General features: G+C 54.6%; 22 protein-coding genes. 14 read left to right on the forward strand and 8 right to left on the reverse strand.

What is annotated here, in order from left to right; all coding sequences use genetic code 11:
• From gcvP to AQS70_RS15485, 5 genes are all read left to right on the forward strand, one after another.
• Positions 1-2362, forward strand: a 2362-nt coding sequence (gcvP, locus tag AQS70_RS15465) for an aminomethyl-transferring glycine dehydrogenase (protein WP_055103644.1), incomplete at its 5' end; no start/stop codon positions are given.
• A 126-nt stretch (positions 2363-2488) separates the two neighbouring features.
• The gene (locus AQS70_RS15470) at positions 2489-3865 is read left to right on the forward strand and encodes an L-serine ammonia-lyase (protein WP_055103645.1); all 1377 of its coding nucleotides are present in this window, start codon (positions 2489-2491) and stop codon (positions 3863-3865) included.
• 17 nt (positions 3866-3882) lie between these two features.
• Entirely contained in the window at positions 3883-5007 is a 1125-nt protein-coding gene (gene gcvT, locus AQS70_RS15475) for a glycine cleavage system aminomethyltransferase GcvT (RefSeq protein ID WP_055103646.1), read from the forward strand.
• A gap of 410 nt (positions 5008-5417) precedes the next feature.
• Complete coding sequence (locus AQS70_RS15480; protein WP_010220199.1) at positions 5418-5630, forward strand: cold-shock protein; 213 nt, start codon at positions 5418-5420, stop codon at positions 5628-5630.
• A gap of 94 nt (positions 5631-5724) precedes the next feature.
• Positions 5725-6213 carry an RDD family protein gene (locus AQS70_RS15485; protein ID WP_055103647.1) on the forward strand — a complete coding sequence of 163 codons (489 nt, stop codon included), beginning with the start codon at positions 5725-5727 and terminating at the stop codon, positions 6211-6213.
• Positions 6214-6261: 48 nt separating this feature from the next.
• On the opposite strand, the gene AQS70_RS15490 is transcribed toward AQS70_RS15485, so the two are convergent.
• From AQS70_RS15490 to rpoE, 4 genes are all read right to left on the reverse strand, one after another.
• On the reverse strand, positions 6262-7677 hold the full coding sequence (locus AQS70_RS15490) for a DegQ family serine endoprotease (RefSeq protein ID WP_055103648.1): 1416 nt from the start codon (positions 7675-7677) through the stop codon (positions 6262-6264).
• A gap of 180 nt (positions 7678-7857) precedes the next feature.
• Positions 7858-8826 (reverse strand): MucB/RseB C-terminal domain-containing protein, encoded by a 969-nt coding sequence (locus AQS70_RS15495; protein ID WP_055103649.1) that lies wholly within the window; start codon positions 8824-8826, stop codon positions 7858-7860.
• 8 nt (positions 8827-8834) lie between these two features.
• Positions 8835-9425 carry a sigma-E factor negative regulatory protein gene (locus tag AQS70_RS15500; protein ID WP_055103650.1) on the reverse strand — a complete coding sequence of 197 codons (591 nt, stop codon included), beginning with the start codon at positions 9423-9425 and terminating at the stop codon, positions 8835-8837.
• A 31-nt stretch (positions 9426-9456) separates the two neighbouring features.
• Entirely contained in the window at positions 9457-10038 is a 582-nt protein-coding gene (rpoE, locus tag AQS70_RS15505; protein WP_048367992.1) for an RNA polymerase sigma factor RpoE/AlgU, read from the reverse strand.
• Between the two features lie 519 nt (positions 10039-10557).
• Here rpoE and nadB point away from each other — a divergent pair.
• The gene (gene nadB, locus AQS70_RS15510) at positions 10558-12174 is read left to right on the forward strand and encodes an L-aspartate oxidase (protein ID WP_055103651.1); all 1617 of its coding nucleotides are present in this window, start codon (positions 10558-10560) and stop codon (positions 12172-12174) included.
• On the opposite strand, the gene AQS70_RS15515 is transcribed toward nadB, so the two are convergent.
• Both AQS70_RS15515 and AQS70_RS15520 read right to left on the reverse strand, forming a co-directional pair.
• On the reverse strand, positions 12143-12595 hold the full coding sequence (locus AQS70_RS15515) for a protein YgfX (RefSeq protein ID WP_055103652.1): 453 nt from the start codon (positions 12593-12595) through the stop codon (positions 12143-12145). The genes nadB and AQS70_RS15515 overlap by 32 nt on opposite strands.
• A complete protein-coding gene (locus AQS70_RS15520; RefSeq protein ID WP_055103653.1) occupies positions 12579-12833 on the reverse strand; it encodes an FAD assembly factor SdhE in 255 nt (84 codons plus the stop codon). The genes AQS70_RS15515 and AQS70_RS15520 overlap by 17 nt, the downstream gene beginning before the upstream one ends.
• A 148-nt stretch (positions 12834-12981) precedes the next feature.
• On the opposite strand from AQS70_RS15520, the gene ygfZ reads away from it, so the two are divergent.
• Positions 12982-13926 (forward strand): CAF17-like 4Fe-4S cluster assembly/insertion protein YgfZ, encoded by a 945-nt coding sequence (ygfZ, locus tag AQS70_RS15525; RefSeq protein ID WP_055103654.1) that lies wholly within the window; start codon positions 12982-12984, stop codon positions 13924-13926.
• 15 nt (positions 13927-13941) lie between these two features.
• On the forward strand, positions 13942-14760 hold the full coding sequence (locus AQS70_RS15530; RefSeq protein WP_055103655.1) for an HDOD domain-containing protein: 819 nt from the start codon (positions 13942-13944) through the stop codon (positions 14758-14760).
• Positions 14761-14893: 133 nt separating this feature from the next.
• Here AQS70_RS15530 and AQS70_RS15535 read toward each other — a convergent pair whose 3' ends face one another.
• Together AQS70_RS15535 and AQS70_RS15540 are read right to left on the reverse strand one after the other, a co-directional pair.
• Positions 14894-16327, reverse strand: a complete 1434-nt coding sequence (locus AQS70_RS15535) for a sensor histidine kinase (RefSeq protein WP_055103656.1) — start codon at positions 16325-16327, stop codon at positions 14894-14896.
• Entirely contained in the window at positions 16320-16991 is a 672-nt protein-coding gene (locus AQS70_RS15540; RefSeq protein WP_055103657.1) for a response regulator, read from the reverse strand. Before AQS70_RS15540 ends, AQS70_RS15535 begins: the two co-directional genes overlap by 8 nt.
• A gap of 429 nt (positions 16992-17420) precedes the next feature.
• On the opposite strand from AQS70_RS15540, the gene AQS70_RS15545 reads away from it, so the two are divergent.
• From AQS70_RS15545 to AQS70_RS15565, 6 genes are all read left to right on the forward strand, one after another.
• Positions 17421-18398 (forward strand): Bug family tripartite tricarboxylate transporter substrate binding protein, encoded by a 978-nt coding sequence (locus tag AQS70_RS15545; protein WP_055103658.1) that lies wholly within the window; start codon positions 17421-17423, stop codon positions 18396-18398.
• Between the two features lie 56 nt (positions 18399-18454).
• Positions 18455-18913, forward strand: a complete 459-nt coding sequence (locus AQS70_RS15550; RefSeq protein WP_055103659.1) for a tripartite tricarboxylate transporter TctB family protein — start codon at positions 18455-18457, stop codon at positions 18911-18913.
• 1 nt (position 18914) lies between these two features.
• Complete coding sequence (locus tag AQS70_RS15555; protein ID WP_055103660.1) at positions 18915-20429, forward strand: tripartite tricarboxylate transporter permease; 1515 nt, start codon at positions 18915-18917, stop codon at positions 20427-20429.
• A 427-nt stretch (positions 20430-20856) separates the two neighbouring features.
• A complete protein-coding gene (locus AQS70_RS15560; RefSeq protein WP_082428128.1) occupies positions 20857-21126 on the forward strand; it encodes a response regulator transcription factor in 270 nt (89 codons plus the stop codon).
• Positions 21127-21161: 35 nt separating this feature from the next.
• Positions 21162-21572, forward strand: coding sequence for a head completion/stabilization protein (locus AQS70_RS24335; RefSeq protein ID WP_082428126.1), 411 nt, complete (start codon positions 21162-21164; stop codon positions 21570-21572).
• Positions 21547-21912 carry a putative holin gene (locus AQS70_RS15565; protein WP_241492849.1) on the forward strand — a complete coding sequence of 122 codons (366 nt, stop codon included), beginning with the start codon at positions 21547-21549 and terminating at the stop codon, positions 21910-21912. Before AQS70_RS24335 ends, AQS70_RS15565 begins: the two co-directional genes overlap by 26 nt.
• Position 21913: the final 1 nt, after the last annotated feature.

Below are 21913 nucleotides of genomic sequence, written 5' to 3' on the forward strand. Positions count from 1 at the left end.
CAGCCACAGCTTCTTCGCCTCCAGCCACTGCCATCCACAAACCCTTGATGTACTGCGCACCCGTGCCGAGCCTTTGGGCATTGAGGTGGTGGTGGGTGATGAGCGCGAGTTGAGCGACGTCTCGGCCTTCTTCGGTGCTTTGCTGCAATACCCGGCGAGCAACGGTGATGTGTTTGATTACCGCGAACTGGTGGAGCGCTTGCATGGAGCAAACGCGCTGGTTGCCGTGGCCGCCGATTTGCTGGCGTTGACACTATTGACCCCGCCGGGTGAATTTGGCGCTGACGTAGCCATTGGCAGCGCTCAACGGTTTGGCGTGCCATTGGGTTTCGGTGGTCCACACGCGGCCTACTTTTCTACCCGTGATGCGTTCAAGCGCGACATGCCGGGGCGTTTGGTCGGTATGTCCGTCGACCGTCATGGCAAACCGGCACTGCGTCTGGCGATGCAAACCCGTGAACAACATATCCGCCGCGAAAAAGCCACGAGCAACATCTGTACCGCACAAGTGCTGTTGGCCAACATCGCCAGCATGTACGCCGTGTATCACGGCCCTAAAGGTCTGACGCAGATAGCCCAGCGCATACACCAACTGACCGCGATTCTGGCTCACGGCCTGACGACGCTAGGGTTGAAGGTTGAGCAAGAGCAGTTTTTCGACACCTTAACCCTGCACACCGCCGGCCAAACCAGCGCGTTGCACAGCAAAGCTCAGGCCCAGCAGATTAACTTGCGCGTGGTCGACGACGAACGCCTCGGCCTGTCGCTGGACGAAACCAGTAGCTCATCCGATGTGGTTGCACTGTGGGCATTACTCGCCGCTGACGGTCAAGCCTTACCGGACTTCGAGGCGCTGGCCAACTCGGTAAAAGGCACCCTCCCAGCCGCGCTGGTGCGCCAAACGCCGATTTTGAGCCACCCGGTGTTCAACCGTTATCACTCCGAAACCGAACTGATGCGTTATCTGCGTCGTCTGGCTGACAAAGACTTAGCATTGGATCGCACCATGATCCCGCTGGGTTCGTGCACCATGAAGCTCAACGCCGCCAGCGAAATGATCCCAGTCACCTGGGCCGAGTTCGGCAACTTGCACCCGTTTGCACCCGTCGAGCAGAGCCAGGGTTATCAGCAACTGACCCGCGAGTTGGAAGCGATGCTCTGCGAGGCCACGGGTTATGACGCTGTTTCGCTGCAACCGAACGCCGGTTCGCAAGGTGAATACGCCGGGTTGCTGGCCATTCGCGCTTACCACCACAGCCGTGGCGATGCGCGCCGCGACATCTGCCTGATTCCTTCCTCGGCGCACGGCACCAACCCGGCGACCGCCCACATGGCCGGTATGCGAGTAGTGGTTACCGCCTGCGATGCTCGCGGTAACGTCGACCTTGAAGACCTGCGTGCCAAAGCCATCGAACACCGCGACCACCTCGCGGCCCTGATGATCACTTACCCGTCGACTCACGGCGTGTTCGAAGAAGGCATCCGCGAAATCTGCGGGATCATTCATGACAACGGTGGCCAGGTCTACATCGACGGCGCCAACATGAACGCGATGGTCGGTCTGTGCGCGCCGGGCAAGTTTGGCGGCGACGTTTCGCACCTCAACTTGCACAAAACCTTCTGCATCCCCCATGGCGGTGGCGGCCCGGGCGTTGGTCCGATTGGCGTGAAGTCGCATTTGATCCCATTCCTACCGGGCCACAACGCCCTTGAACGCAAAGAAGGCGCGGTGTGTGCCGCACCGTTCGGCAGCGCGAGCATTTTGCCGATCACTTGGATGTATATCCGCATGATGGGCGGCGAAGGTCTTAAGCGCGCATCACAACTGGCTATTTTGAATGCCAACTACATTGCCCGTCGTCTCGAAGAGCATTACCCGGTGCTGTACTCGGGCGCCAACGGCTTGGTGGCCCACGAATGCATTTTGGATTTGCGTCCGCTCAAGGACAGCAGCGGCATCAGTGTTGATGACGTGGCCAAGCGCCTGATCGACTTTGGCTTCCACGCCCCGACGATGTCGTTTCCAGTGGCGGGCACGCTCATGATCGAGCCGACCGAAAGCGAGTCCAAGGAGGAGCTGGATCGCTTCTGCGAAGCCATGATCCGCATCCGCGAAGAAATTCGTGCGGTTGAAAATGGCAGCCTCGACAAAGAAGACAATCCGCTTAAAAACGCCCCGCACACGGCGGCAGAAATCGTTGGTGAGTGGACTCACCCCTACAGTCGTGAACAAGCGGTGTATCCCGTCGCCTCGCTGATCGAAGGTAAATACTGGCCGCCGGTCGGTCGCGTCGACAACGTGTTCGGCGACCGCAACTTGGTCTGCGCCTGCCCGTCGATTGAGAACTATCAGGAGGCGTAACAACACCCCAGACCTCTTGAGGAGCGAGCTTGTCTCACGCACCTTTGATCTTTTAAAAGATCGCAAGGCAAGCTCGCTCCAGAGATCATGTTTTGCCAATACACCTATAAGAAACTGGAGAACCCTATGTCGTTAAGCGTGTTCGACCTGTTCAAGATTGGCATCGGCCCTTCCAGTTCCCATACCGTGGGCCCCATGCGGGCCGCCACACGCTTTGTAGAGGGTTTGCGCAGTGATGAGCTTTTACCCAGTACTGCCTGCTTAAAAGTTGAGCTATATGGTTCTCTTGGTGCCACAGGTAAAGGCCACGGCAGCGACAAAGCCGTATTGCTGGGGCTTGAGGGCGAATACCCGGACACCGTGAATACCGAAGCGGTGGCAGAACGGCTGACGACGATTCGTAACAGCGGACGTTTGAACCTGCTCGGCGAACACCCCATCGAATTCAACGAAAAACTGCACTTGGCAATGATTCGTAAACCTCTGCCCTTTCACCCCAACGGCATGATTTTTCGTGCCTTTGATGCCGCCGGTATTCAGATTCGCAGCCGCGAGTATTACTCGGTCGGTGGCGGCTTTGTGGTGGATGAAGGCGCTGCAGGTACCGACCGGATTGTCGAAGACAGCACCCCACTGAAGTACCCGTTCAAGACCGCCAAAGACTTGATGCAGCATTGCGTCACGCACAATCTGCCAATCAGCCAAGTGATGCTGACCAACGAAAGTGCTTGGCGCCCCGAAGCCGAAACCCGCAGTGGTCTGCTGCATATCTGGCAAGTGATGCAGGATTGTGTGAGCGCGGGCTGTCGCAATGAAGGAGTTCTACCCGGCGGTTTGAAAGTCAAACGTCGAGCCGCCGCTTTGCATCGCCAGCTGTGCAGCCATCCTGAGGCCGCCCTGCGTGACGCGCTGTCAGTGCTGGACTGGGTCAACCTCTATGCACTGGCGGTGAATGAAGAAAACGCCAATGGCGGTCGTGTCGTCACGGCCCCTACTAATGGCGCAGCCGGGATTATTCCGGCGGTGTTGCATTACTACATGCGCTTTATCGGCGGCGCCAACGAAGACGGCGTAGTGCGATTCCTGTTAACCGCCGCCGCCATCGGTATTTTGTACAAAGAGAACGCCTCGATCTCGGGCGCCGAAGTGGGCTGCCAAGGCGAGGTCGGCGTGGCCTGTTCGATGGCCGCCGGCGCGTTATGCGAAGTGCTGGGCGGCAGTGTGCAACAGGTCGAGAACGCTGCCGAAATTGGTATGGAGCATAACCTCGGATTGACCTGCGACCCAATTGGCGGGCTGGTGCAAGTGCCGTGCATCGAGCGCAACGCGATGGGTTCGGTCAAGGCGATCAACGCCGTGCGCATGGCTTTGCGCGGCGACGGCCAGCACTTTGTGTCGCTCGACAAGGTGATCCGAACCATGCGTCAGACCGGCGCTGACATGAAAAGCAAATACAAAGAGACCGCCCGCGGCGGTCTGGCTGTCAACATTATTGAGTGCTGATTTTCAAGGAGTTACGAATGTCTACCGATCACCTGCTCAAAACCCCACTGCATGCGCTGCACCTTGAACTGGGTGCGCGTATGGTGCCGTTTGCCGGTTATGACATGCCCGTGCAGTACCCGCTGGGCGTCATGAAAGAGCATCAACATACCCGTGAACAAGCCGGATTGTTTGATGTCTCGCACATGGGTCAGATTCTGTTGATCGGCGCTGATGCTGCCAAGGCGCTGGAGACGTTAGTACCGGTGGACATCATCGACTTGCCGGTGGGAATGCAGCGCTATGCCATGTTTACTAACGAGCAAGGCGGCATTCTCGATGACCTGATGGTGGCGAACCTGGGCAACGATCAATTGTTTTTAGTGGTTAACGCGGCCTGCAAGGATCAAGACCTGGCACATCTGCGTAAACACCTGAGCGCGCAGTGCGAAATCCAGCCGCTATTTGAAGAGCGTGCACTGCTTGCGCTGCAAGGTCCGGCAGCGGTTGAGGTGTTGCTGCGTCTAGCACCCGGCGTCGCCAAAATGACCTTTATGCAATTTGAGCCTGTGACGTTGGTGGGCGTAGAGTGCTATGTGAGCCGCTCGGGTTATACCGGTGAAGATGGCTTTGAGATCTCAGTTCCGTCGGCCCACGCCGAAACCTTGGCTCGCACGTTGTTGGCTGAGCCTGAGGTTCAGGCGATTGGCTTGGGCGCCCGCGATTCACTGCGTCTTGAAGCTGGTCTTTGTCTTTACGGACATGATATGAACGAAAAAACCACGCCCATTGAGGCTAGTTTAGTCTGGTCAATCTCTAAAACGCGCCGTATTGATGGCTCGCGTGCAGGTGGATTCCCGGGCGCCGAACGTATTTTTGCTCAACAACACAATGGCGTTGCACAAAAAAGGGTCGGCTTGCTGCCCCAAGAACGAACACCGGTACGTGAAGGCGCCGAGGTGGTCGATGCACAAGGTACTGTTATCGGAAAGGTGTGTAGTGGCGGCTTCGGCCCGACGCTGGGTGCACCGCTGGTAATGGCTTATCTAGACACTTCGTCGACAGCGTTAGACACCGAAGTGTGGGCTATTGTTCGTAGTAAACGTGTGCCAATGAAAGTGTCTAAAATGCCGTTTGTGACACAACGTTATTACAGAGGATAAGTTTGTAGCTGCGGGCTAGAAGCGAAAGACAAGCCGCTTCTAACTTGCCGCTTTAAGCGTGCAACTTGCCGCTCTTAAAGCCCAAAAACAGTGCACAGTTTCGATAGCGAAAAATCACACTTCGGATATGAAAACGATGGAACGCTTTTATGACCAATCGTCCATAAAAACTGCATTAAGTCCGCTATAAAGGAACGTTTGGGGGCTTATATAAGGGGGCTTGTTTTTTTAATCCTAGTTTCGTAGAGTTTGCCCACTGTGTTTGCATGGGTCTCTGGAATCGTGACCTGGGCAGTAGCTTAATGTTCGCTACAACCCGTTCTGCGCCTCTTACTTTCCTGCAACCCAGCACCAGACCTCTTCCTATGTAAAGAGGCTGTCATTAATTGTTAGCGTCAAGGAATTAAGAAATGTCTCAACGTCAGAGTGGTACCGTTAAATGGTTTAACGACGAGAAAGGGTTTGGTTTCATCACACCGGAAAGCGGTCCAGATCTGTTCGTACACTTCCGTGCTATTCAAGGCAACGGTTTTAAAAGCTTGAAAGAAGGCCAAAAAGTGACCTTCATCGCTGTTCAAGGCCAAAAAGGTATGCAGGCTGACGAAGTTATCGCCGAAGCCTAAGCCTCTGATGCACAAAAGCCTCTGATACTGACATCAGAGGCTTTTTTATGGGCGCAATTTCGTAAGATGCGTTTTTCTTTCACGAGTACCTACCATGCTCAAACCACCTCTTAGCCCTCAAGGCAACTTTCCGGCCGTTGGCTTGGGCCGCCGTCTGGCAGCCATGTTCTATGACTTTCTGCTGTGCACCGCCCTACTAATCGTCACCACGTTCATCTACAAACTGATCATGATGAGCTTTATCGGCGAAGCCAAAATGCGCGAGTTGTCTGAAGCCGGGGCGTTGGACGGTGACCCTCTGCTCTCGACTATTTTAATGTGTGTACTGTTCGCGTTCTTTGCCAAGTTCTGGACCCACAACGGCCAAACCTTGGGCATGCAAGTGTGGGGCGTGCGCGTACAGAACGCCGACGGTACGGCGATCAGCCTGTGGCAAGCGTTATTGAGGTTTGTGGTTTCAATGGGGTCGTGGCTGTGTTTTGGCCTGGGGTTTATCTGGTCTGTGTTCGATAAGCGCAAGCGTACTTGGCACGACATGTACTCCGATAGCCAATTGGTCCGAATTCCCAAACAGAAAAAATAAAAAAGCCCGCCTCTTGCGAGACGGGCTTTAAAGCCACTGCGCGAAACTTTACTCAGCGAGCTTAAAGGTAATGAAGCTAGCGCGTCCTTGACGCAGAACACGCATCGAGACGGAACGATTTTTTGGTAACGCTTTAGCAATATCAGTGAATTGCTTGGCATCGTTGATAGCTTGGTTGTTGAGATGCGTAATGACGTCACCCGGTTGCAGACCAATCAACGCCGCCGGACCATCCTGAACGTCTTTGATGATCACGCCACCTTTGATGTCGTTGGCTTTCTTCTGCTCGTCGGTCAGATCCGCAACAGAAACACCTAAACGGTTGCTGCTTTGCTCAGCACCGGTCAGGCCCGCCATTTCTTTGCCTTCGTCCGGGATAGCACCCACGGTCAGGTCCAAGGTTTTGCGCTTACCGTCACGAACCACTTCTAGGGTCGCCTTGCTGCCGGCCTTCAATGCGCCTACCAGATGTGGCAGGTCAGCTGACATAACAATCGGTTGGCCGTTCATGCTCAGGATTACGTCACCCACTTGCAGGCCGCCTTTGGCAGCCGGGCCGTTATCCAAGACTTGGGCAACCAGCGCCCCGGCAGGCTTATCAAGACCGAAGGATTCGGCCAGGTCTTTATTAACCTCTTGAATCACAACACCCAACCAGCCACGGCTAACTTTGCCACCCGCCTTGAGTTGATTGGACACGTCCATCGCTACGTCGATAGGAATCGCGAACGACACACCCATGAAACCACCGGAGCGGGTGTAGATCTGCGAGTTAATACCCACCACTTCGCCAGCCAAGTTAAACAACGGACCACCCGAGTTACCCGGGTTGATTGGCACGTCAGTCTGGATGAACGGCACGTAGCTTTCGTTCGGCAAGCTACGACCCATAGCGCTGATGATGCCTTGGGTCACGGTGTGATCAAAGCCAAACGGCGAGCCGATCGCAACGACCCACTGGCCAGCCTTGAGATCTTGGGATTTGCCCAACTTGAGCACCGGCAGATTTTTACCTTCGATCTTCAACAGAGCCACGTCGGAACGTGGGTCTGTGCCGATCAATTTGGCTTTCATCTCGCTGCGGTCAGACAAACGCACGATGATTTCATCTGCGTCAGCGACAACATGGTTATTGGTCAGGATGTAGCCATCGTTGGAGATGATAAAGCCCGAGCCCAGCGATTGAGCCTCACGCTGACGGCCACCTTTGCCCCCCCCGCTGCCTGGCGGCATGCTGCGCTCAAAGAAGTCGCGCAAACCAGGCGGCAAACCTTCCAAGTCAGGCATGCTGGAGGCTCTACGATCTGGCAGCTTTTGCGTGGTGCTGATGTTCACAACCGCTGGCGAGGCCTGCTCGACTAATTGTGTGAAATCAGGCAGTTGCGCTTCAGCAAGCGCGGGAACAGCCTGCCCGAGCATCAGCACGGCAGCAAAAATGGGTAAGTAAGACTTCAATCGTGGCATTGATTTACAGCTCCCGTTAATAGCAAGCAGGGTTGTGCAACGTGTCCCAAAAAACTAAAGCAGCATAGCCCGGTTTTTGCGGGACCGGAAAACAAACAAGGTCAGGACCCATAAGGTTCTGACCTCTGTAAAAAAGATAAAAAATAATTTGAAAAGCTCACCACTCATTTCAGCGTTCCACTAAGGCTCAGCCTCTGTCGAAGAGTCTGCCTTACCAGCCCGCATGGAGAGCGCTATACGCTCGGCGGTGCCCAGTGGGATCTCACCTACCACTGTCGCCAAAATCTCTGCGTCAGGGGTTGAGAGGTGACGTGAAACAGCAACCGTCGGCCCCAACTGTAAACGCATATCGGGAGCCGCATCGCCTTTCAAGGGTTCCAAGAACACTGAAAACCGCGTTAAGCCGTCGTCGTACATGAGGCTTGTCACTTCAGATTTAGTCTTAGGATCACGATTCACAGCGCTACTGATCAGCTCAAAACCCGGAGGTAACCAGTCGGAGTGCCAAGCATGCGCAGGTTTAGTAACAGCTGGAGCAGGACTGGCCGCGACAACCGCCTTGCACTGAGCAGTCGGGGTGAGCTGGCTCTCATCGGGCGGTGTTATATCTAGATGAGTGAACTGAAAGCGCTCAAGCAGCTTACCCTTGTCATCAATCAGCAATGACTTTAATGGCAAGCCGGTTTCTCGATCCAGATAGAGTTCGACACCATAGCGATGCTGATCACGCGGGGTCAGTGCAATGACGACCACCGGCCGACCTGCTACCCGAGAGTCACCCGCTCGAGTAAGCGCATACCAGTTATCAAGATTTTGCAGATTAAGTTGTCGCGCCGAAGTGTCGGCCACATGACCAAGATCGGTGATCGCTTTACCAGTGGCACACTGAGTGCGACCATCGGCACGCACCACCTCATGAAACACGCCATCTAATTGGACCAGTCGTTCACGAACTTTTCCATCTTGCACACGATGCAAGATGCTATGGGTAGAAAAACTCCCATTTCGCTCATAAACAAAAGTGCCCTGATAGCTTTGCTGTTGTTCCGCTTCGCCTAAGCGTTTGAGCCAGTCTTTAGCCTCATCGGCTTGGGCAGACATAACACACAAACCACTAAGTAGAAGCGGTAACAGAGGTAGGACGCGCATAATGTGCCTTAACGGTTTTCTAGGCTTGCTGCTCGAGCGTAAGGCAGAGGGCTTTCAGTCCCTTTCACAGCCGCTTGCTCAGCATGCTGACGCAAGTAACCCGGCAAACGCTGATTCTGCCAACCCGCTTGACCTTGCAGAACACCGTTGGCCATTGGCCCAGTGCCCTGATCGGAGCTTTCACTGTAATTAGCCAGAACCGCAGGCCCTTTAACAGTCGGAGCACTCAAGCTCGGCTGGTTGCCTTGCTGGGCCAACTGCGCACCAACGATGTCATCTTGGTTGTACAGTCTGACACCAGCCAGAACAGCCACCGTCACCGAAGCTGCCACTGCCAAGCGGCCAATGCTACGCCAGTGATTGCGAGTAGTTTTGGCAGGTGCTTGCTCTTCAGCCAACGCGGCAGAAACGGCAGATGCTATGTCCAGACGAGGGATCAGCAAGTCTTTGTGCATGACTGCGCGCGCGACTTGGTAGCGGTCCCATGTGGCACGTGTTTGTGTATCGTCAAAGGCATTTAATACCCGACGTAATTCCAGTTCGTCCGCTTCGTTATCCATCACTGCGGACAGCGATTCCTGCAGGGCTTCACGACTCATAGCGGTTCCTCTCTTGGCTGTCGCCGCTGTCTCAGTTTTCCTGCAACAACGGCTGCAGGGCTTTATCGATGGCTTCCCGAGCTCGGAAAATCCGGGAGCGCACGGTACCCACCGGACACTGCATGACGCTCGCAATGTCTTCGTAACTCAGACCATCAAACTCACGTAAAGTTAAGGCCGTACGTAAATCTTCTGGCAGTAGCTGAATGGTGCGGTGAACCGTGCCTTCGATCTCATCACGGAGCAAAGAACGCTCCGGCGATTCCAAATCTTTCAGACCATGGTCACCATCATAAAACTCAGCATCTTCTGAACTCACATCACTATCGGGTGGACGACGACCGCGTGAAACCAGATAGTTTTTCGCCGTGTTAATGGCGATACGGTACAGCCACGTATAAAAGGCGCTGTCTCCGCGAAAGTTGCCAAGTGCTCGATAAGCCTTAATAAAGGCTTCTTGCGCCACATCCTGGGCTTCATGGGTGTCGTGCACAAATCGCACGATCAACCCGAGAATTTTGTGCTGGTATTTCAGCACTAGCAGATCGAAGGCACGCTTATCGCCACGCTGCACGCGCTCGACCAGCTGCTGATCCTCTTCCTGGGTTAGCATGAATACGCCTCATAAGACCGGGAGGAAGCGTGCTTTGCTAATTGATCAGGCTTGCAAACATAGACTCGGGCTTTACGCAAAAGTTCTCTCCCCCCTGGCAAGTTTCCTGCGCACTCGGATTAGGCACGCACGAAAACGCAGCACGGGCCTGGCCGGCTGCGTCGATAATCTTGTCGTCAAACTCACCTGCCCAGGTCGTAAAATCAACCCTGCATAGAATTGACGCGACTTCCCTTTATGATGGGCAACCCTCTATGGAACCCGGAGCCTTAGGAAAAGTTCCGCTCCCCACGTCAGATTAAACGCCCACCGCATCACTAAAATACGGATCTTGCCGTGCTTTAGCCTTGAATGCAGCCTCTGTTTCACCGATTTAATGCGCAAATCGGCATGCAGATCGCTTAAGTCTAAGGCACACTTCTCGACCGCTGTAGTTTCCCGATGCCACAAAGGCCCGGCTATTGTGCCGATACCCCCCTCTATATACTAGTGGGCGCTTTTTTTGCGGACATAAGAAGAATGAGCCAACATTTTCAACACGATGTGCTGGTGATTGGCAGCGGGGCTGCCGGTCTGAGCTTGGCGCTTACACTGCCGGGTCATCTGCGCATTGCAGTTTTAAGCAAAGGTAATCTGGCCAACGGCTCGACGTTCTGGGCACAAGGCGGCGTAGCCGCGGTGCTGGATGGCACTGACACCGTGCAATCCCACGTCGAAGACACCTTGAATGCCGGTGGCGGCTTGTGCCATGAAGACGCGGTGCGCTTCACGGTTGAGCACAGTCGCGAAGCCATTCAGTGGCTCATTGACCAAGGCGTGCCGTTCACCCGCGACGAGTCGGCCGACCCGGAGCACCCAGGGTTTGAGTTTCACCTCACCCGCGAAGGCGGCCACAGCCACCGGCGCATCATCCACGCGGCCGATGCCACCGGTGCCGCCATTTTCAAAACACTGCTAGAGCAAGCTCGACAGCGCCCAAACATCGAATTACTCGAACAACGGGTTGCCGTTGATCTGATTACCGAGCGACGCTTAGGGCTTGAGGGCGATCGCTGTCTCGGCGCGTATGTCCTTAATCGCGCTACCGGTGAAGTCGATACCTACGGTTCGCGTTTCACCATTCTGGCGTCGGGCGGCGCTGCCAAAGTGTATCTCTACACCAGCAACCCCGATGGTGCCTGTGGAGATGGTATTGCCATGGCTTGGCGCTCGGGCTGCCGGGTGGCGAACTTGGAATTCAACCAGTTCCACCCCACCTGTCTGTATCACCCGCAAGCCAAAAGCTTTTTGATCACCGAGGCCCTGCGTGGCGAGGGGGCTCATCTCAAGCTGCCTAATGGCGAACGCTTCATGCACCGTTTCGATCCGCGAGGCGAACTCGCACCTCGAGACATTGTGGCCCGCGCCATCGACCACGAAATGAAACGCCTAGGCATAGATTGCGTCTACCTAGACATCAGCCATGAGTCCGACACCTTCATCAAGACCCATTTCCCGACGGTCTATGAGCGTTGTCTTGAGTTCTCCATCGACATCACTCAGCAGGCCATCCCGGTGGTTCCAGCTGCGCATTACACCTGCGGGGGAGTCGTGGTTGATGGGCATGGACGCACCGACGTTCCCGGCCTGTACGCCATTGGCGAAACCAGCTTTACCGGTTTGCACGGTGCCAATCGAATGGCCAGCAACTCATTGCTGGAGTGCTTCGTGTACGCCCGATCTGCGGCAGCAGATATTCTCACGCAACTCGATGACATCAACATTCCAGACACCCTTCCGAGCTGGGATGCCAGCCAGGTCACGGACTCAGACGAAGACGTCATCATCGCCCACAACTGGGATGAGCTGCGCCGCTTTATGTGGGACTACGTAGGGATTGTGCGCACCAACAAACGCTTACAACGAGCCGAACATCGCGTACGCCTATTACTGGACGAAATCGACGAGTTCTATAGCAACTATAAAGTCAGCCGCGACCTGATTGAGTTGCGCAACCTGGCGCAAGTAGCGGAGTTAATCATCCGCAGCGCAATGGCGAGAAAGGAGTCTCGGGGTTTGCACTACACCCTTGATTACCCAGACATGTTGCCTGAAGCGCTAGACACTATTCTGGTGCCAACCACCTACGCCGACTAAACTTGAGCCTTACGCGCAAGCGCCGGTGCTGATCTGGCGCCAGCGCGTCACGCGGGATGCAGACCGCCCTTACCCTGCGTTCACCAGGCAGACTAAAACGCAGCAACACCACCAGCGGCAACGCCAGGCTGTCACGGTGCAACTGCACCGCCTGCCAGCCCTTGGCTCGGTTCCACACCTGCCAACCCTCGCTATTACGTCGAAAACCACTGAACGCGCTCGCATGGGTCAGCCGAATATGACGCGGCAGCGCCCAAAAGCCATGCATCAGGCACAACAAAAATCCGAGCAGGGCAACCCACACCGGTATGGAAAGAAGGCAGATTGAGATCAGCGCCAGTGATTGGGCTGCGAGATACGCCGCCAGCAATTGCCCGGAGGCTTGCCAGCGGCATTCAAAGAAATCACTTGGGTTGGACACGGTCCAGAATCATGCGAACCATGCGCTGCAGTTCAGGGTCTTGAGACTCGCTGCGCTCCATGAACCAGCCAAACATATCCTGGTCTTCGCACTCCAGCAGCCTACGATAAACTTCCCGATCGACGTCATTGAGATGGGGGTAAACCTCTTTGACAAACGGCACCAACAGTACATCCAGCTCAAGCATGCCGCGGCGGCTGTGCCAGTAGAGACGATTGAGTTCAACATCTTCGACCATGGAGCGCTCCTCAAATAGAGCGCAAGTATACAGACCGATCCACTCTAGAACAGTCGGCTTTGGTCGGTTGCGGTGATCCTTTGGCAACTATCCATTTACAGGTCACCCCTCTATGATGTGCCCCAGACTTTACAACCTGCGATGACTCATGGCCGACTCTGCTTTTTTCTGCACCCTGTCCCACGAAGGCGTTCTTGCTGTTATTGGCGCCGACGCCAGTAAATTCCTGCAGGGACAATTGACCTGCAACCTCAATTATCTGAGCGAAACGCGCTCGAGCCTGGGTGCGCGCTGCACGCAAAAAGGTCGAATGCAGTCGAGCTTTCGTATCGTCTTAGAACCTCAGGGCTGCTTTCTGGCGATGGCGCGCGAACTGGTCGAGCCACAACTGGCTGACTTAAAAAAGTACGCAGTGTTTTCTAAATCAAAACTGACCGATGACAGTGACAACTGGGTACGTTTTGGCCTCAACCAAGCCGACGCAGCACTGCAAAACTTGGGTATTGAACTGCCTGCCGAAACCGACAGCGTCGCACGGGCAAACAGCCTTATTGCCATTCGCGTCTCAGAGGGCCGAGCAGAGCTATGGGCACCGGCTGAGCAAGCAGAACCCCTGCACCAACAGTTAAAGGCACTGGTGCCTGAAGCCGATATCAATCAATGGATGCTCGGCCAGATCCACGCCGGTATTGGCCAAGTAATGCCTCAGACCCGTGAGTTGTTCATCCCGCAAATGCTCAACCTGCAAGCAGTGGGCGGGGTCAGCTTCAAAAAAGGCTGCTACACCGGTCAAGAAATCGTGGCTCGCATGCAATACCTCGGCAAATTAAAGCGCCGTCTCTATCGCCTGTCGCTTGAAAGCAACCATCCACAACCAAAACCTGGAACCCCGCTGTTTTCACCGACCCATAGCAGTGCCGTGGGCGAGGTTGTGATTGCGGCTCAAGCATCAGACAGCATTGAGCTACTGGCCGTATTGACGGCTGAAGCGGTCGAGGTAGGCAATATCCAGGTAGGTGATCCCCAAGGCCCCAAGCTTTCGCTGCTTGATCTGCCTTATCAGCTAGACCGTGATCGTGAAATCCAGCGTTAATTCTAGAGAATAGAAATGAGCATGCTGGCGAACAAAGTTCAAATGGACTTGATAAAGGCGATCGTTCGAGATGAACTGGTTTTGCCCACACTACCGGAAGTGGCGTTAAACATTCGCAGGGCAGCGGAAAACCCTGAAATCAGCGTGAGTAACCTCAGCAAAGTCATCGGGCGCGATACTGCGTTGGCGGCACGGTTGATTAAAGTCGTTAATAGTCCGCTTCTGCGCGCGCTGTACGAAGTGACCGACTTGCATACGGCTATCACCCGGCTCGGCGTGAATTACAGCAGTAATTTGGCCATTGGCTTGGTGATGGAGCAGATCTTTCACGCCCGCTCGCCAGTCATCGAAACCACAATGCGCGACGTTTGGCGACAAAGCCTAGAAGTGGCGGGCGTTTGCTATACCTTTTGTCGTCGGCATACCTCGCTCAAGCCCGATCAGGCAGCGCTTGGCGGGTTAGTGCATCAAATCGGCGTCTTGCCGATTCTGACCTACGCCGAAGAACACAACGAACTGCTCTCGGATCCGGTTTCACTTAACCATGTGATCGAGCACATTCATCCGGTGATTGGAGACAAGCTGCTGGCAAACTGGGAGTTTCCGGAAATGCTGCTCAAGCTTCCCAGTCAATATCAAGACTTCACCCGCGAGTCCAAAGCCATCGACTATATCGACTTAGTGCAAATTGCGACGGTGTTCTGTGATCAACGCGACACCTCAACACTCAGTGAAAATCTAAACGCGCTGCATGCATTCAAAAGGTTGGGGCTTGATGCTGATAGCGAGAATTTTCAACAAGAACTGAATGACGCCCGCGTAATGTTTTTATAACGTTTTCTGTAGGCGCGAACTTGTCACGCGATCATTTTAAAGATCAAAAGATCGCAGCCCATTTTTGTGCTGTTTTTTGTGTCGCCTCTGGATGCACCGATGCTGGCGCGCATTTGGCTTGAGAACACAGTTACTACGGATTTATTCCAACCCCTGTAGCAATTGAGCTATGCCCCTTCTCACTGATCGGGACAAAGCTCACGCGCACTTTCAGTCCACGTTCGGCAGCATCATGCAGGCTGATATGCGCCAAGTGCGCGCGGCAGATTTCGCCAACAATGGCCAACCCTAACCCCGTCCCGGCTACGTGCGGGTTACGTCGGTAAAACCGCTCGAAAACCCGCTCGCGGTCCTCATAAGGAATACCGGGGCCATCGTCTTCAACCTCCAGCACCGCCGGTAGCGAGACTCGCAAGATCACGTTACCGCCAGCAGAGGTATGCGCCAACGCGTTGTCGACCAAGTTGCTTAATAACTCATTGAGCAAGGTCGGCTCACCGCGCAGCCAGACCGGCTGGTCAGCCTCTAACGCCAGCGCCACACCTCGCGAATGCGCCAAGGGAGCCATCGCCATACCCAACTCCCGCGCTAGTTGGCTGAGATCGAGCAATTGCGCTCCACCTTCAGCAACCGCTCTGGCCCCGTTTTCGATGCGCGCCAGAGACAGTAGCTGATTTGCCAAATGAGTGAGCCGATCGGTGTCTTGTATCGTTTGCTCCAGCGTAAGGCGCAATACCTGAGGGTCTTGTGTACGCAGCCCAAGCTCAAGCCGGGCCTTCAGCACAGCCAGCGGTGTACGCAACTCATGGGCCGCATCGGCAATAAACTGTGCTTGGCGTTCAAACTGCCAGCGTAGGCGCTCAGTAAAATGATTCAACGTGTGCACCAATGGTCGTAATTCGCGTTGTACGCGCACTACCGGTAGAGGTCTAAGGTCATCCGATTCACGCTCCTCTACGGCACTGCGTAAACGCTCCAATGGACGCAGTGCGGCGCTCACCGCAAACCAGACCACCCACATGGCGCCCAGCCCCAACATCCCCAAACGCAATAACGTATCGGCCATCAGACTACGGGCCATGGCCACTCGCGCCTCGTCGGTTTCTGCTACGCGAATCTCAGCCATGCCGTTCATATTGGGCTCGCTCACGGCCTTGAGCAGACTCACCACGCGAACGTTCTGTCCTCTGTATTCGGCATTGTAAAAGCTCGCCAGCGCTGGGTAATCGTCAGTTCGCGGCGTGCCGGGGGGTGGCGCCGGCAAATGCTCATAACCGGAGATCAAGCGGTGCTGAATATCATAAACCTGGTAGTAGATACGCCCGGCACTGTCGTAGGCAAAGGTATCGAGCGCGACGTAAGGCACGTCCGCACTCAAGCTGCCATCTCGCTGAGACAACCCCGCAGCAATGGTGCGGGCGGAAGCCAGCAAGGTTCGGTCATAAGCCGTATCGGCGGCCTCGCGACCATTGAGATAAGCGCTCATACTGCTGGCCAACATTAATACCACCAGCAATAACGTCAGGCTCCATAGTAGCCGCCAACGTAGGCTGTCGACCTTAAACATCACGGCCTTCCAGCAAGTAACCAAGCCCTCGGAACGTCACAATTGCTACCGCATGGCCATCGAGCTTTTTGCGCAAGCGGTGCACATAGATTTCGATCGCGTCCGGGCTGGCTTCCTCATCTAGGCCAAATACCTGAGCAGCCAGTTGCTCTTTGCTCATGACCCGACCAGGCCGTGCGATTAGCGCTTCGAGCACCGCTTGCTCGCGAGAGGTCAACGTCAGCAATTCGTCCTTAAGGGTAAAGCGTCGAGTCTCTAGGTCGTAAACCAAAGGTCCACAGCGCTGTTGACGCTCGCCACCCAACACACTGCGACGCAGCAGGGCTTTAACCCGAGCCTCGAGTTCAGCTAACTCAAACGGCTTGGCTAAGTAATCATCAGCGCCAAGATTAAGCCCATGAACCCGGTCTTTGACGTCACTGCGCGCTGTCAGCATCAAGACCGGCAGTGTTTTGCCGCGCGCTCGCACACGTGCCAGCACCTCAAATCCATTCATGCGCGGCAGCCCCACATCCAAAATGGCCATCGCATAGTCTTCGCAGCTCAGCGCCAAGTCGGCGGCCACGCCATCGTGCAGCACATCGACGGTCAAGCCTGTGCTTTTCAAGGCTTGGGCAACACTCTCGGCCAACTGCAACTGATCTTCGACCAAAAGAACACGCATCGGGTTTCCTCATTATTTTTGTTCAGGCTTGCCAGTGGGCGGAGTGTACAGACGCAAACCGCGCTGTGGAGCCAAAAAAACAATGAAAGAAAACTGAAAGGTTCACGAAAGGTTGGCGGATTAGGATCTGCCTACAAACAGTTACATCTGTTGCGGACATGATCCGTAACGCTGCGCAAAACACCTCGATGTGTTTTCGCTAATAAGAACAATAATGGAGCACACCGTATGCTGAAGCCTCAGCTTAACGCCTCTTATCTTCCTGCTTCCCCCGTACTCGTTAACAGCCTTTATGGTCTGCGAACGACATTCTGTTGCCCCTCAGTTTACCCATGACGCAGACGCTACACGGCATTTGTCCGGCGTAAACGTTGCCGATGGCAACGACTCATTCCTGCTCGCAAAAACAATAACTCCTGCGGAGACATTATGAATTTCTCACTGCGCTCACTCGCTCTTGCTGCCAGTTGCATGCTGTTCGCTGGCCAACTTATGGCGGAGCCTAAACGCCCTGAATGCATCGCCCCGGCTTCTCCTGGCGGCGGTTTTGACCTGACCTGCAAACTGGTGCAAAGCGCACTGGTCAACGAAAAACTTCTCAGCAAGCCGATGCGGGTGACCTACATGCCGGGTGGCGTAGGCGCGGTAGCGTACAACGCGGTAGTCGCTCAGCGCCCTGCAGACGCCGGGACGCTGGTGGCATGGTCCAGCGGCTCTCTACTGAACTTGGCACAAGGCAAGTTTGGACGCTTTGATGAAAGCAACGTGCGCTGGCTCGCGGCAGTCGGGACCAGCTACGGCGCGCTCGCAGTGAAAAAAGATTCGCCCTACAAAAACCTCGACGACCTCGTTCAAGCTCTGAAAAAGGATCCGGGCAAGGTGGTCATCGGTTCCGGCGGCACGGTCGGTAGCCAAGACTGGATGCAAACCGCACTGGTCGCCAAAGCGGCTGGCATCAACCCGCGTGACTTGCGCTACGTGGCGTTAGAGGGTGGTGGCGAAATCGCTACGGCATTGTTAGGTGGCCATATTCAGGTCGGCAGCACCGATATTTCTGACTCCATGCCGCACATTCAGAGTGGTGACATGCGCCTGCTGGCCGTGTTTGCCGATGAGCGTCTCGACGATCCAGAGATGAAAGACATCCCTACCGCCAAAGAACAGGGTTATGACATCGTCTGGCCTGTGGTGCGCGGTTTCTACTTGGGGCCAAAAGTCAGCGATGCCGATTATGCGTGGTGGAAAGACACCTTCGACACATTGCTGGTTTCCGAAGAGTTCGCCACCTTGCGTGATCAACGTGAACTGTTTCCTTTCTCGATGACCGGCCCGGAGCTGGACGCCTATGTGAAGAAACAAGTGGCCGAGTACAAAACCCTGGCTCAGGAATTTGGCCTCGTTCAGTAACCTTCGCTGATCACTGACTGCGCCCTTAACACAAGGGCACAGCCTTGGAGTGAACCATGCTCTTACAACGTATTTTTGCCTCAGCGCTGCTCATTGTCTGCGCCTGTCTGGCGGCCATGGCCTGGCCCTATCAGGCGGCTTTTTCCTACGAGCCGGTAGGCCCTCGTGCCTTCCCGCTGTTGATGCTCGGCCTAATGGGATTGGGTTTGATCTACATGATCTTTCGCCCAACGCCGGTGGTACATAACGAAGACGATCCGCAACTGGATCGTGAAACCTTGATCAAGATTGGTCTGTGCGTGGTGCTGTTACTGATTTTTGCCGGCACCTTCGAGCCCCTTGGGTTCGTCCTCAGCGCCATGCTAGTCGGTATCCCGATGGCACGTTTGTATGGCGGCCGCTGGTTACCGAGCATTGTGATTATCAGCCTGATGAGCGTCGGTCTTTATCTGCTGTTTGATAAAGCCATGGACGTTCCGCTGCCGCTTGGCCTGCTCGAAGTTCTGGAGAACTGATATGGATACTTTTGGCTATTTGGGCCAGGGCTTCGGCGTCGCGCTCAGCCCGTACAATTTGGTCACCGCACTGTGCGGCACCTTGATCGGCACTGTGGTTGGCTTACTGCCAGGTCTTGGCCCGATCAACGGTGTGGCTCTGCTGATCCCCATTGCTTTTGCCCTTGGGCTACCACCCGAGTCAGCCCTGATCTTGCTGGCAGCGGTGTATCTAGGCTGTGAATACGGCGGACGTATCAGCTCTATTTTGCTGAACATTCCTGGCGAAGCATCGACCGTGATGACCACCCTTGATGGTTATCCAATGGCCCGTAAAGGCTTGGCTGGCGTAGCGTTATCGCTGTCGGCTTGGAGTTCATTTATCGGTGCATTTATTGCCACCTGCGGCATGGTGCTGTTTGCCCCGTTGCTGGCTAAATGGGCGATTGCCTTCGGCCCTGCAGAATATTTCGTACTGATGGTGTTCGCGATTGTCTGCCTCGGCGGTATGGCTGGCGATCGTCCGCTCAAGACGTTTATCGCAGCCCTGATCGGCCTGTTTCTGTCGAGCGTTGGGATTGATGCCAACAGCGGTGTGTACCGTTTTACCGGGGATAACATTCATCTGACTGACGGCATCCAGTTTGTTGTCTTAGTGCTCGGGCTGTTTTCCATCAGCGAGATTCTTCTGCTGCTGGAAAAAACCCATCGCGGTCAGGAAGCCGTGAAAGCCACCGGGCGCATGCTGTTCAACTTCAAAGAAGCATCGGCCGTTTTTGCGGTGAACATTCGCTGTGGCTTGCTGGGTTTCATCATGGGTGTTCTGCCGGGTGCAGGTGCAACCTTGGCCAGTGCTGTGGCCTACATGACCGAGAAACGTCTGGCCGGTGCCTCTGGCACATTCGGTCAAGGCGATTCGCGTGGTCTGGCAGCGCCTGAAACCGCTATTGGCGCCTCAGCTTGCGGCGCATTAGTACCGATGCTAACGCTGGGCGTTCCAGGTTCAGGCACCACGGCCGTGATGATCGGCGCCCTGTCGCTGTATAACATCACGCCCGGCCCGCTGCTGTTTGAGCAGCAACCGGACATTGTTTGGGGCCTGATCGCTTCGTTGTTTATCGCCAACATCATGCTGGTGATCCTCAACATCCCGATGATCCGCATTTTCACTCGAATTCTTGCCGTGCCTAACTGGGCGCTGGTACCGGTGATTGCAATCATCACGGCTATCGGTGTCTATGCGGTTCACGCAACCACCTTTGACCTGTTCCTGATGATTGCCATTGGCATCTTCGGCTACATCCTGCGCAAGCTCGACTTCCCGCTTTCGCCGGTCCTGCTGGGATTCATTCTGGGCGGGCTGATGGAGCAGAACCTGCGCCGTGCGCTGTCGATCTCTAATGGTGCATTGGAGATCTTATGGGCCAGCCCGATCACCCTGAGTGTGTGGGGTTTGACCGCCATCATGTTGCTGTTCCCGATTGTGCGCATTTGGCGCAAGCGCAGCGCCAAGCGTCATGGCGCTGCTAATGCCTAAAGCAAGCCTTAGAGGCTTATCGGACTGGCTAGCGATCTGCTAGCTGCCAAAGAGGCTGACCACTGCCAAAGTGGTCAGCACCCTGTTCTGCACCCCTTCCCTTTCGCCCCACCTTAGCAGCGCTATAAATCCTAATTAGTGCCCTGCTTGGTTAGCGGTGCCTGCCTTTACCTCGCCCTTGCACGTACGAAAGGCTACTGGTCACACGCAGTTTAAGCGGGCTGTTTTAGCTGGGTCTCTTTAGCGCTATCTGCGCGTCAAATCATCCTGGAATATAAAAATCTTACTTACATGTAGGAATATTTACTGACTGTCATCGACATTCCTACAAACTTGCTGAGTTGTTGGGTTATCGGCAAAGCGATTATTTTTAGCTCGTCAAGAATATTCCTTTAGTCCGGCACTTTACTCAATGCAAGGGCAGCACATGAAAAAACTCAGTCTTTCCGGAGTATCAGTCGCGCCGGACACACCGCATTTATCGTCAAACCATATACCCTGCCTGACGCCAAAAGAGCAGGAAATACTCAGTTGGTGCGCCCGAGGAAAGACCAGCGCCGAGGTGGCGATCATTTTGAATAGATCAGAAACCACAATCAATTTCCATATTGCCAACTTGAGAATGAAATTCGGCGTCACTTCTCGTCACGCTGCTGTTATCAAAGCCATAAAGCTCGGCATGCCTCTATTGTCTTAACGGACAAAGTGAAAAGCTTGCCAAGGAATATAAAGATGACTCTATCGACTGCCACCACCGCGACTGCATTCAGCCTGAGTGAAGATCTATTTTGGCCGCCCATACCTATCACCCGATTAAGAGACGTTCTATCTTTAAGTCCAAACATAAGTGAATGGCAGCTCAAACTCGCAGCAGAAGATACCACCTCCAAAATCCATCAAGCGTTAGCAACGTGGTGTTCTTATGTACAGCAACAAGGCTATGTGTGTTTAGAGGAAGTTCCTGCACCGCGCATTAATCATTGCTCACTGTTAGTCACTCACTATTTAAGCGTTGTAGAAGCCCTAATTATCCTAACGCTGCATCACAATTTAAATAGGGCGGAGTGTGGGCGAACATGTGCGTTTGACCTGCAAAAAATGAAGAGCTTATTCCCTCATGAGTATCGGTATCATGACAAATGAAATGCTGAGTTTTTTCACGCACTGGTACTTCGAAATCGGGCTACCTATTATCTCAATAATTGACCGTGATGCGTTGTTTGGAGCCTGTTTGGGGGCGTGGGTTGTCACCAGCGCACGCAGGGCTCTAAAAGGTTGGCAACACGTGGGTTCCTTTCTTCTGAGCGCCTGCGTCGGGTATTTATTTACCCCTGTCGCTTTACCGCACTTAAGTGGTTTATCTGTAGGAGTTACTGCTTTTATTTGCGCTCTGGTGGTCATCCCGATCAGTATAAAACTAATGATCTGGGTTAACACCACTGACATTGCCGAGGTGCTGCGCCGATTAAGAGGCCCCAAATAAT

This window comes from Pseudomonas endophytica (genome assembly GCF_001411475.1).
Classification (GTDB): domain Bacteria; phylum Pseudomonadota; class Gammaproteobacteria; order Pseudomonadales; family Pseudomonadaceae; genus Aquipseudomonas; species Aquipseudomonas endophytica.

What these genes read in the sequence shown, in the direction of transcription:
- AQS70_RS15490 (WP_055103648.1), bottom strand. Translation starts at nt 7,677, where the DNA reads ATGCCACGATTGAAGTCTTACTTACCCATTTTTGCTGCCGTGCTGATG.
- AQS70_RS15500 (WP_055103650.1), bottom strand. Translation starts at nt 9,425, where the DNA reads ATGAGTCGTGAAGCCCTGCAGGAATCGCTGTCCGCAGTGATGGATAAC.
- ygfZ (WP_055103654.1), top strand. Translation starts at nt 12,982, where the DNA reads ATGGCCGACTCTGCTTTTTTCTGCACCCTGTCCCACGAAGGCGTTCTT.
- AQS70_RS15495 (WP_055103649.1), bottom strand. Translation starts at nt 8,826, where the DNA reads ATGCGCGTCCTACCTCTGTTACCGCTTCTACTTAGTGGTTTGTGTGTT.
- AQS70_RS15520 (WP_055103653.1), bottom strand. Translation starts at nt 12,833, where the DNA reads ATGGTCGAAGATGTTGAACTCAATCGTCTCTACTGGCACAGCCGCCGC.
- AQS70_RS15485 (WP_055103647.1), top strand. Translation starts at nt 5,725, where the DNA reads ATGCTCAAACCACCTCTTAGCCCTCAAGGCAACTTTCCGGCCGTTGGC.
- AQS70_RS15555 (WP_055103660.1), top strand. Translation starts at nt 18,915, where the DNA reads ATGGATACTTTTGGCTATTTGGGCCAGGGCTTCGGCGTCGCGCTCAGC.
- AQS70_RS15530 (WP_055103655.1), top strand. Translation starts at nt 13,942, where the DNA reads ATGAGCATGCTGGCGAACAAAGTTCAAATGGACTTGATAAAGGCGATC.
- AQS70_RS15545 (WP_055103658.1), top strand. Translation starts at nt 17,421, where the DNA reads ATGAATTTCTCACTGCGCTCACTCGCTCTTGCTGCCAGTTGCATGCTG.
- AQS70_RS15540 (WP_055103657.1), bottom strand. Translation starts at nt 16,991, where the DNA reads ATGCGTGTTCTTTTGGTCGAAGATCAGTTGCAGTTGGCCGAGAGTGTT.
- AQS70_RS15480 (WP_010220199.1), top strand. Translation starts at nt 5,418, where the DNA reads ATGTCTCAACGTCAGAGTGGTACCGTTAAATGGTTTAACGACGAGAAA.
- gcvT (WP_055103646.1), top strand. Translation starts at nt 3,883, where the DNA reads ATGTCTACCGATCACCTGCTCAAAACCCCACTGCATGCGCTGCACCTT.
- AQS70_RS15535 (WP_055103656.1), bottom strand. Translation starts at nt 16,327, where the DNA reads ATGTTTAAGGTCGACAGCCTACGTTGGCGGCTACTATGGAGCCTGACG.
- AQS70_RS24335 (WP_082428126.1), top strand. Translation starts at nt 21,162, where the DNA reads ATGACTCTATCGACTGCCACCACCGCGACTGCATTCAGCCTGAGTGAA.
- AQS70_RS15470 (WP_055103645.1), top strand. Translation starts at nt 2,489, where the DNA reads ATGTCGTTAAGCGTGTTCGACCTGTTCAAGATTGGCATCGGCCCTTCC.
- AQS70_RS15565 (WP_241492849.1), top strand. Translation starts at nt 21,547, where the DNA reads ATGAGTATCGGTATCATGACAAATGAAATGCTGAGTTTTTTCACGCAC.
- nadB (WP_055103651.1), top strand. Translation starts at nt 10,558, where the DNA reads ATGAGCCAACATTTTCAACACGATGTGCTGGTGATTGGCAGCGGGGCT.
- rpoE (WP_048367992.1), bottom strand. Translation starts at nt 10,038, where the DNA reads ATGCTAACCCAGGAAGAGGATCAGCAGCTGGTCGAGCGCGTGCAGCGT.
- AQS70_RS15560 (WP_082428128.1), top strand. Translation starts at nt 20,857, where the DNA reads ATGAAAAAACTCAGTCTTTCCGGAGTATCAGTCGCGCCGGACACACCG.
- AQS70_RS15550 (WP_055103659.1), top strand. Translation starts at nt 18,455, where the DNA reads ATGCTCTTACAACGTATTTTTGCCTCAGCGCTGCTCATTGTCTGCGCC.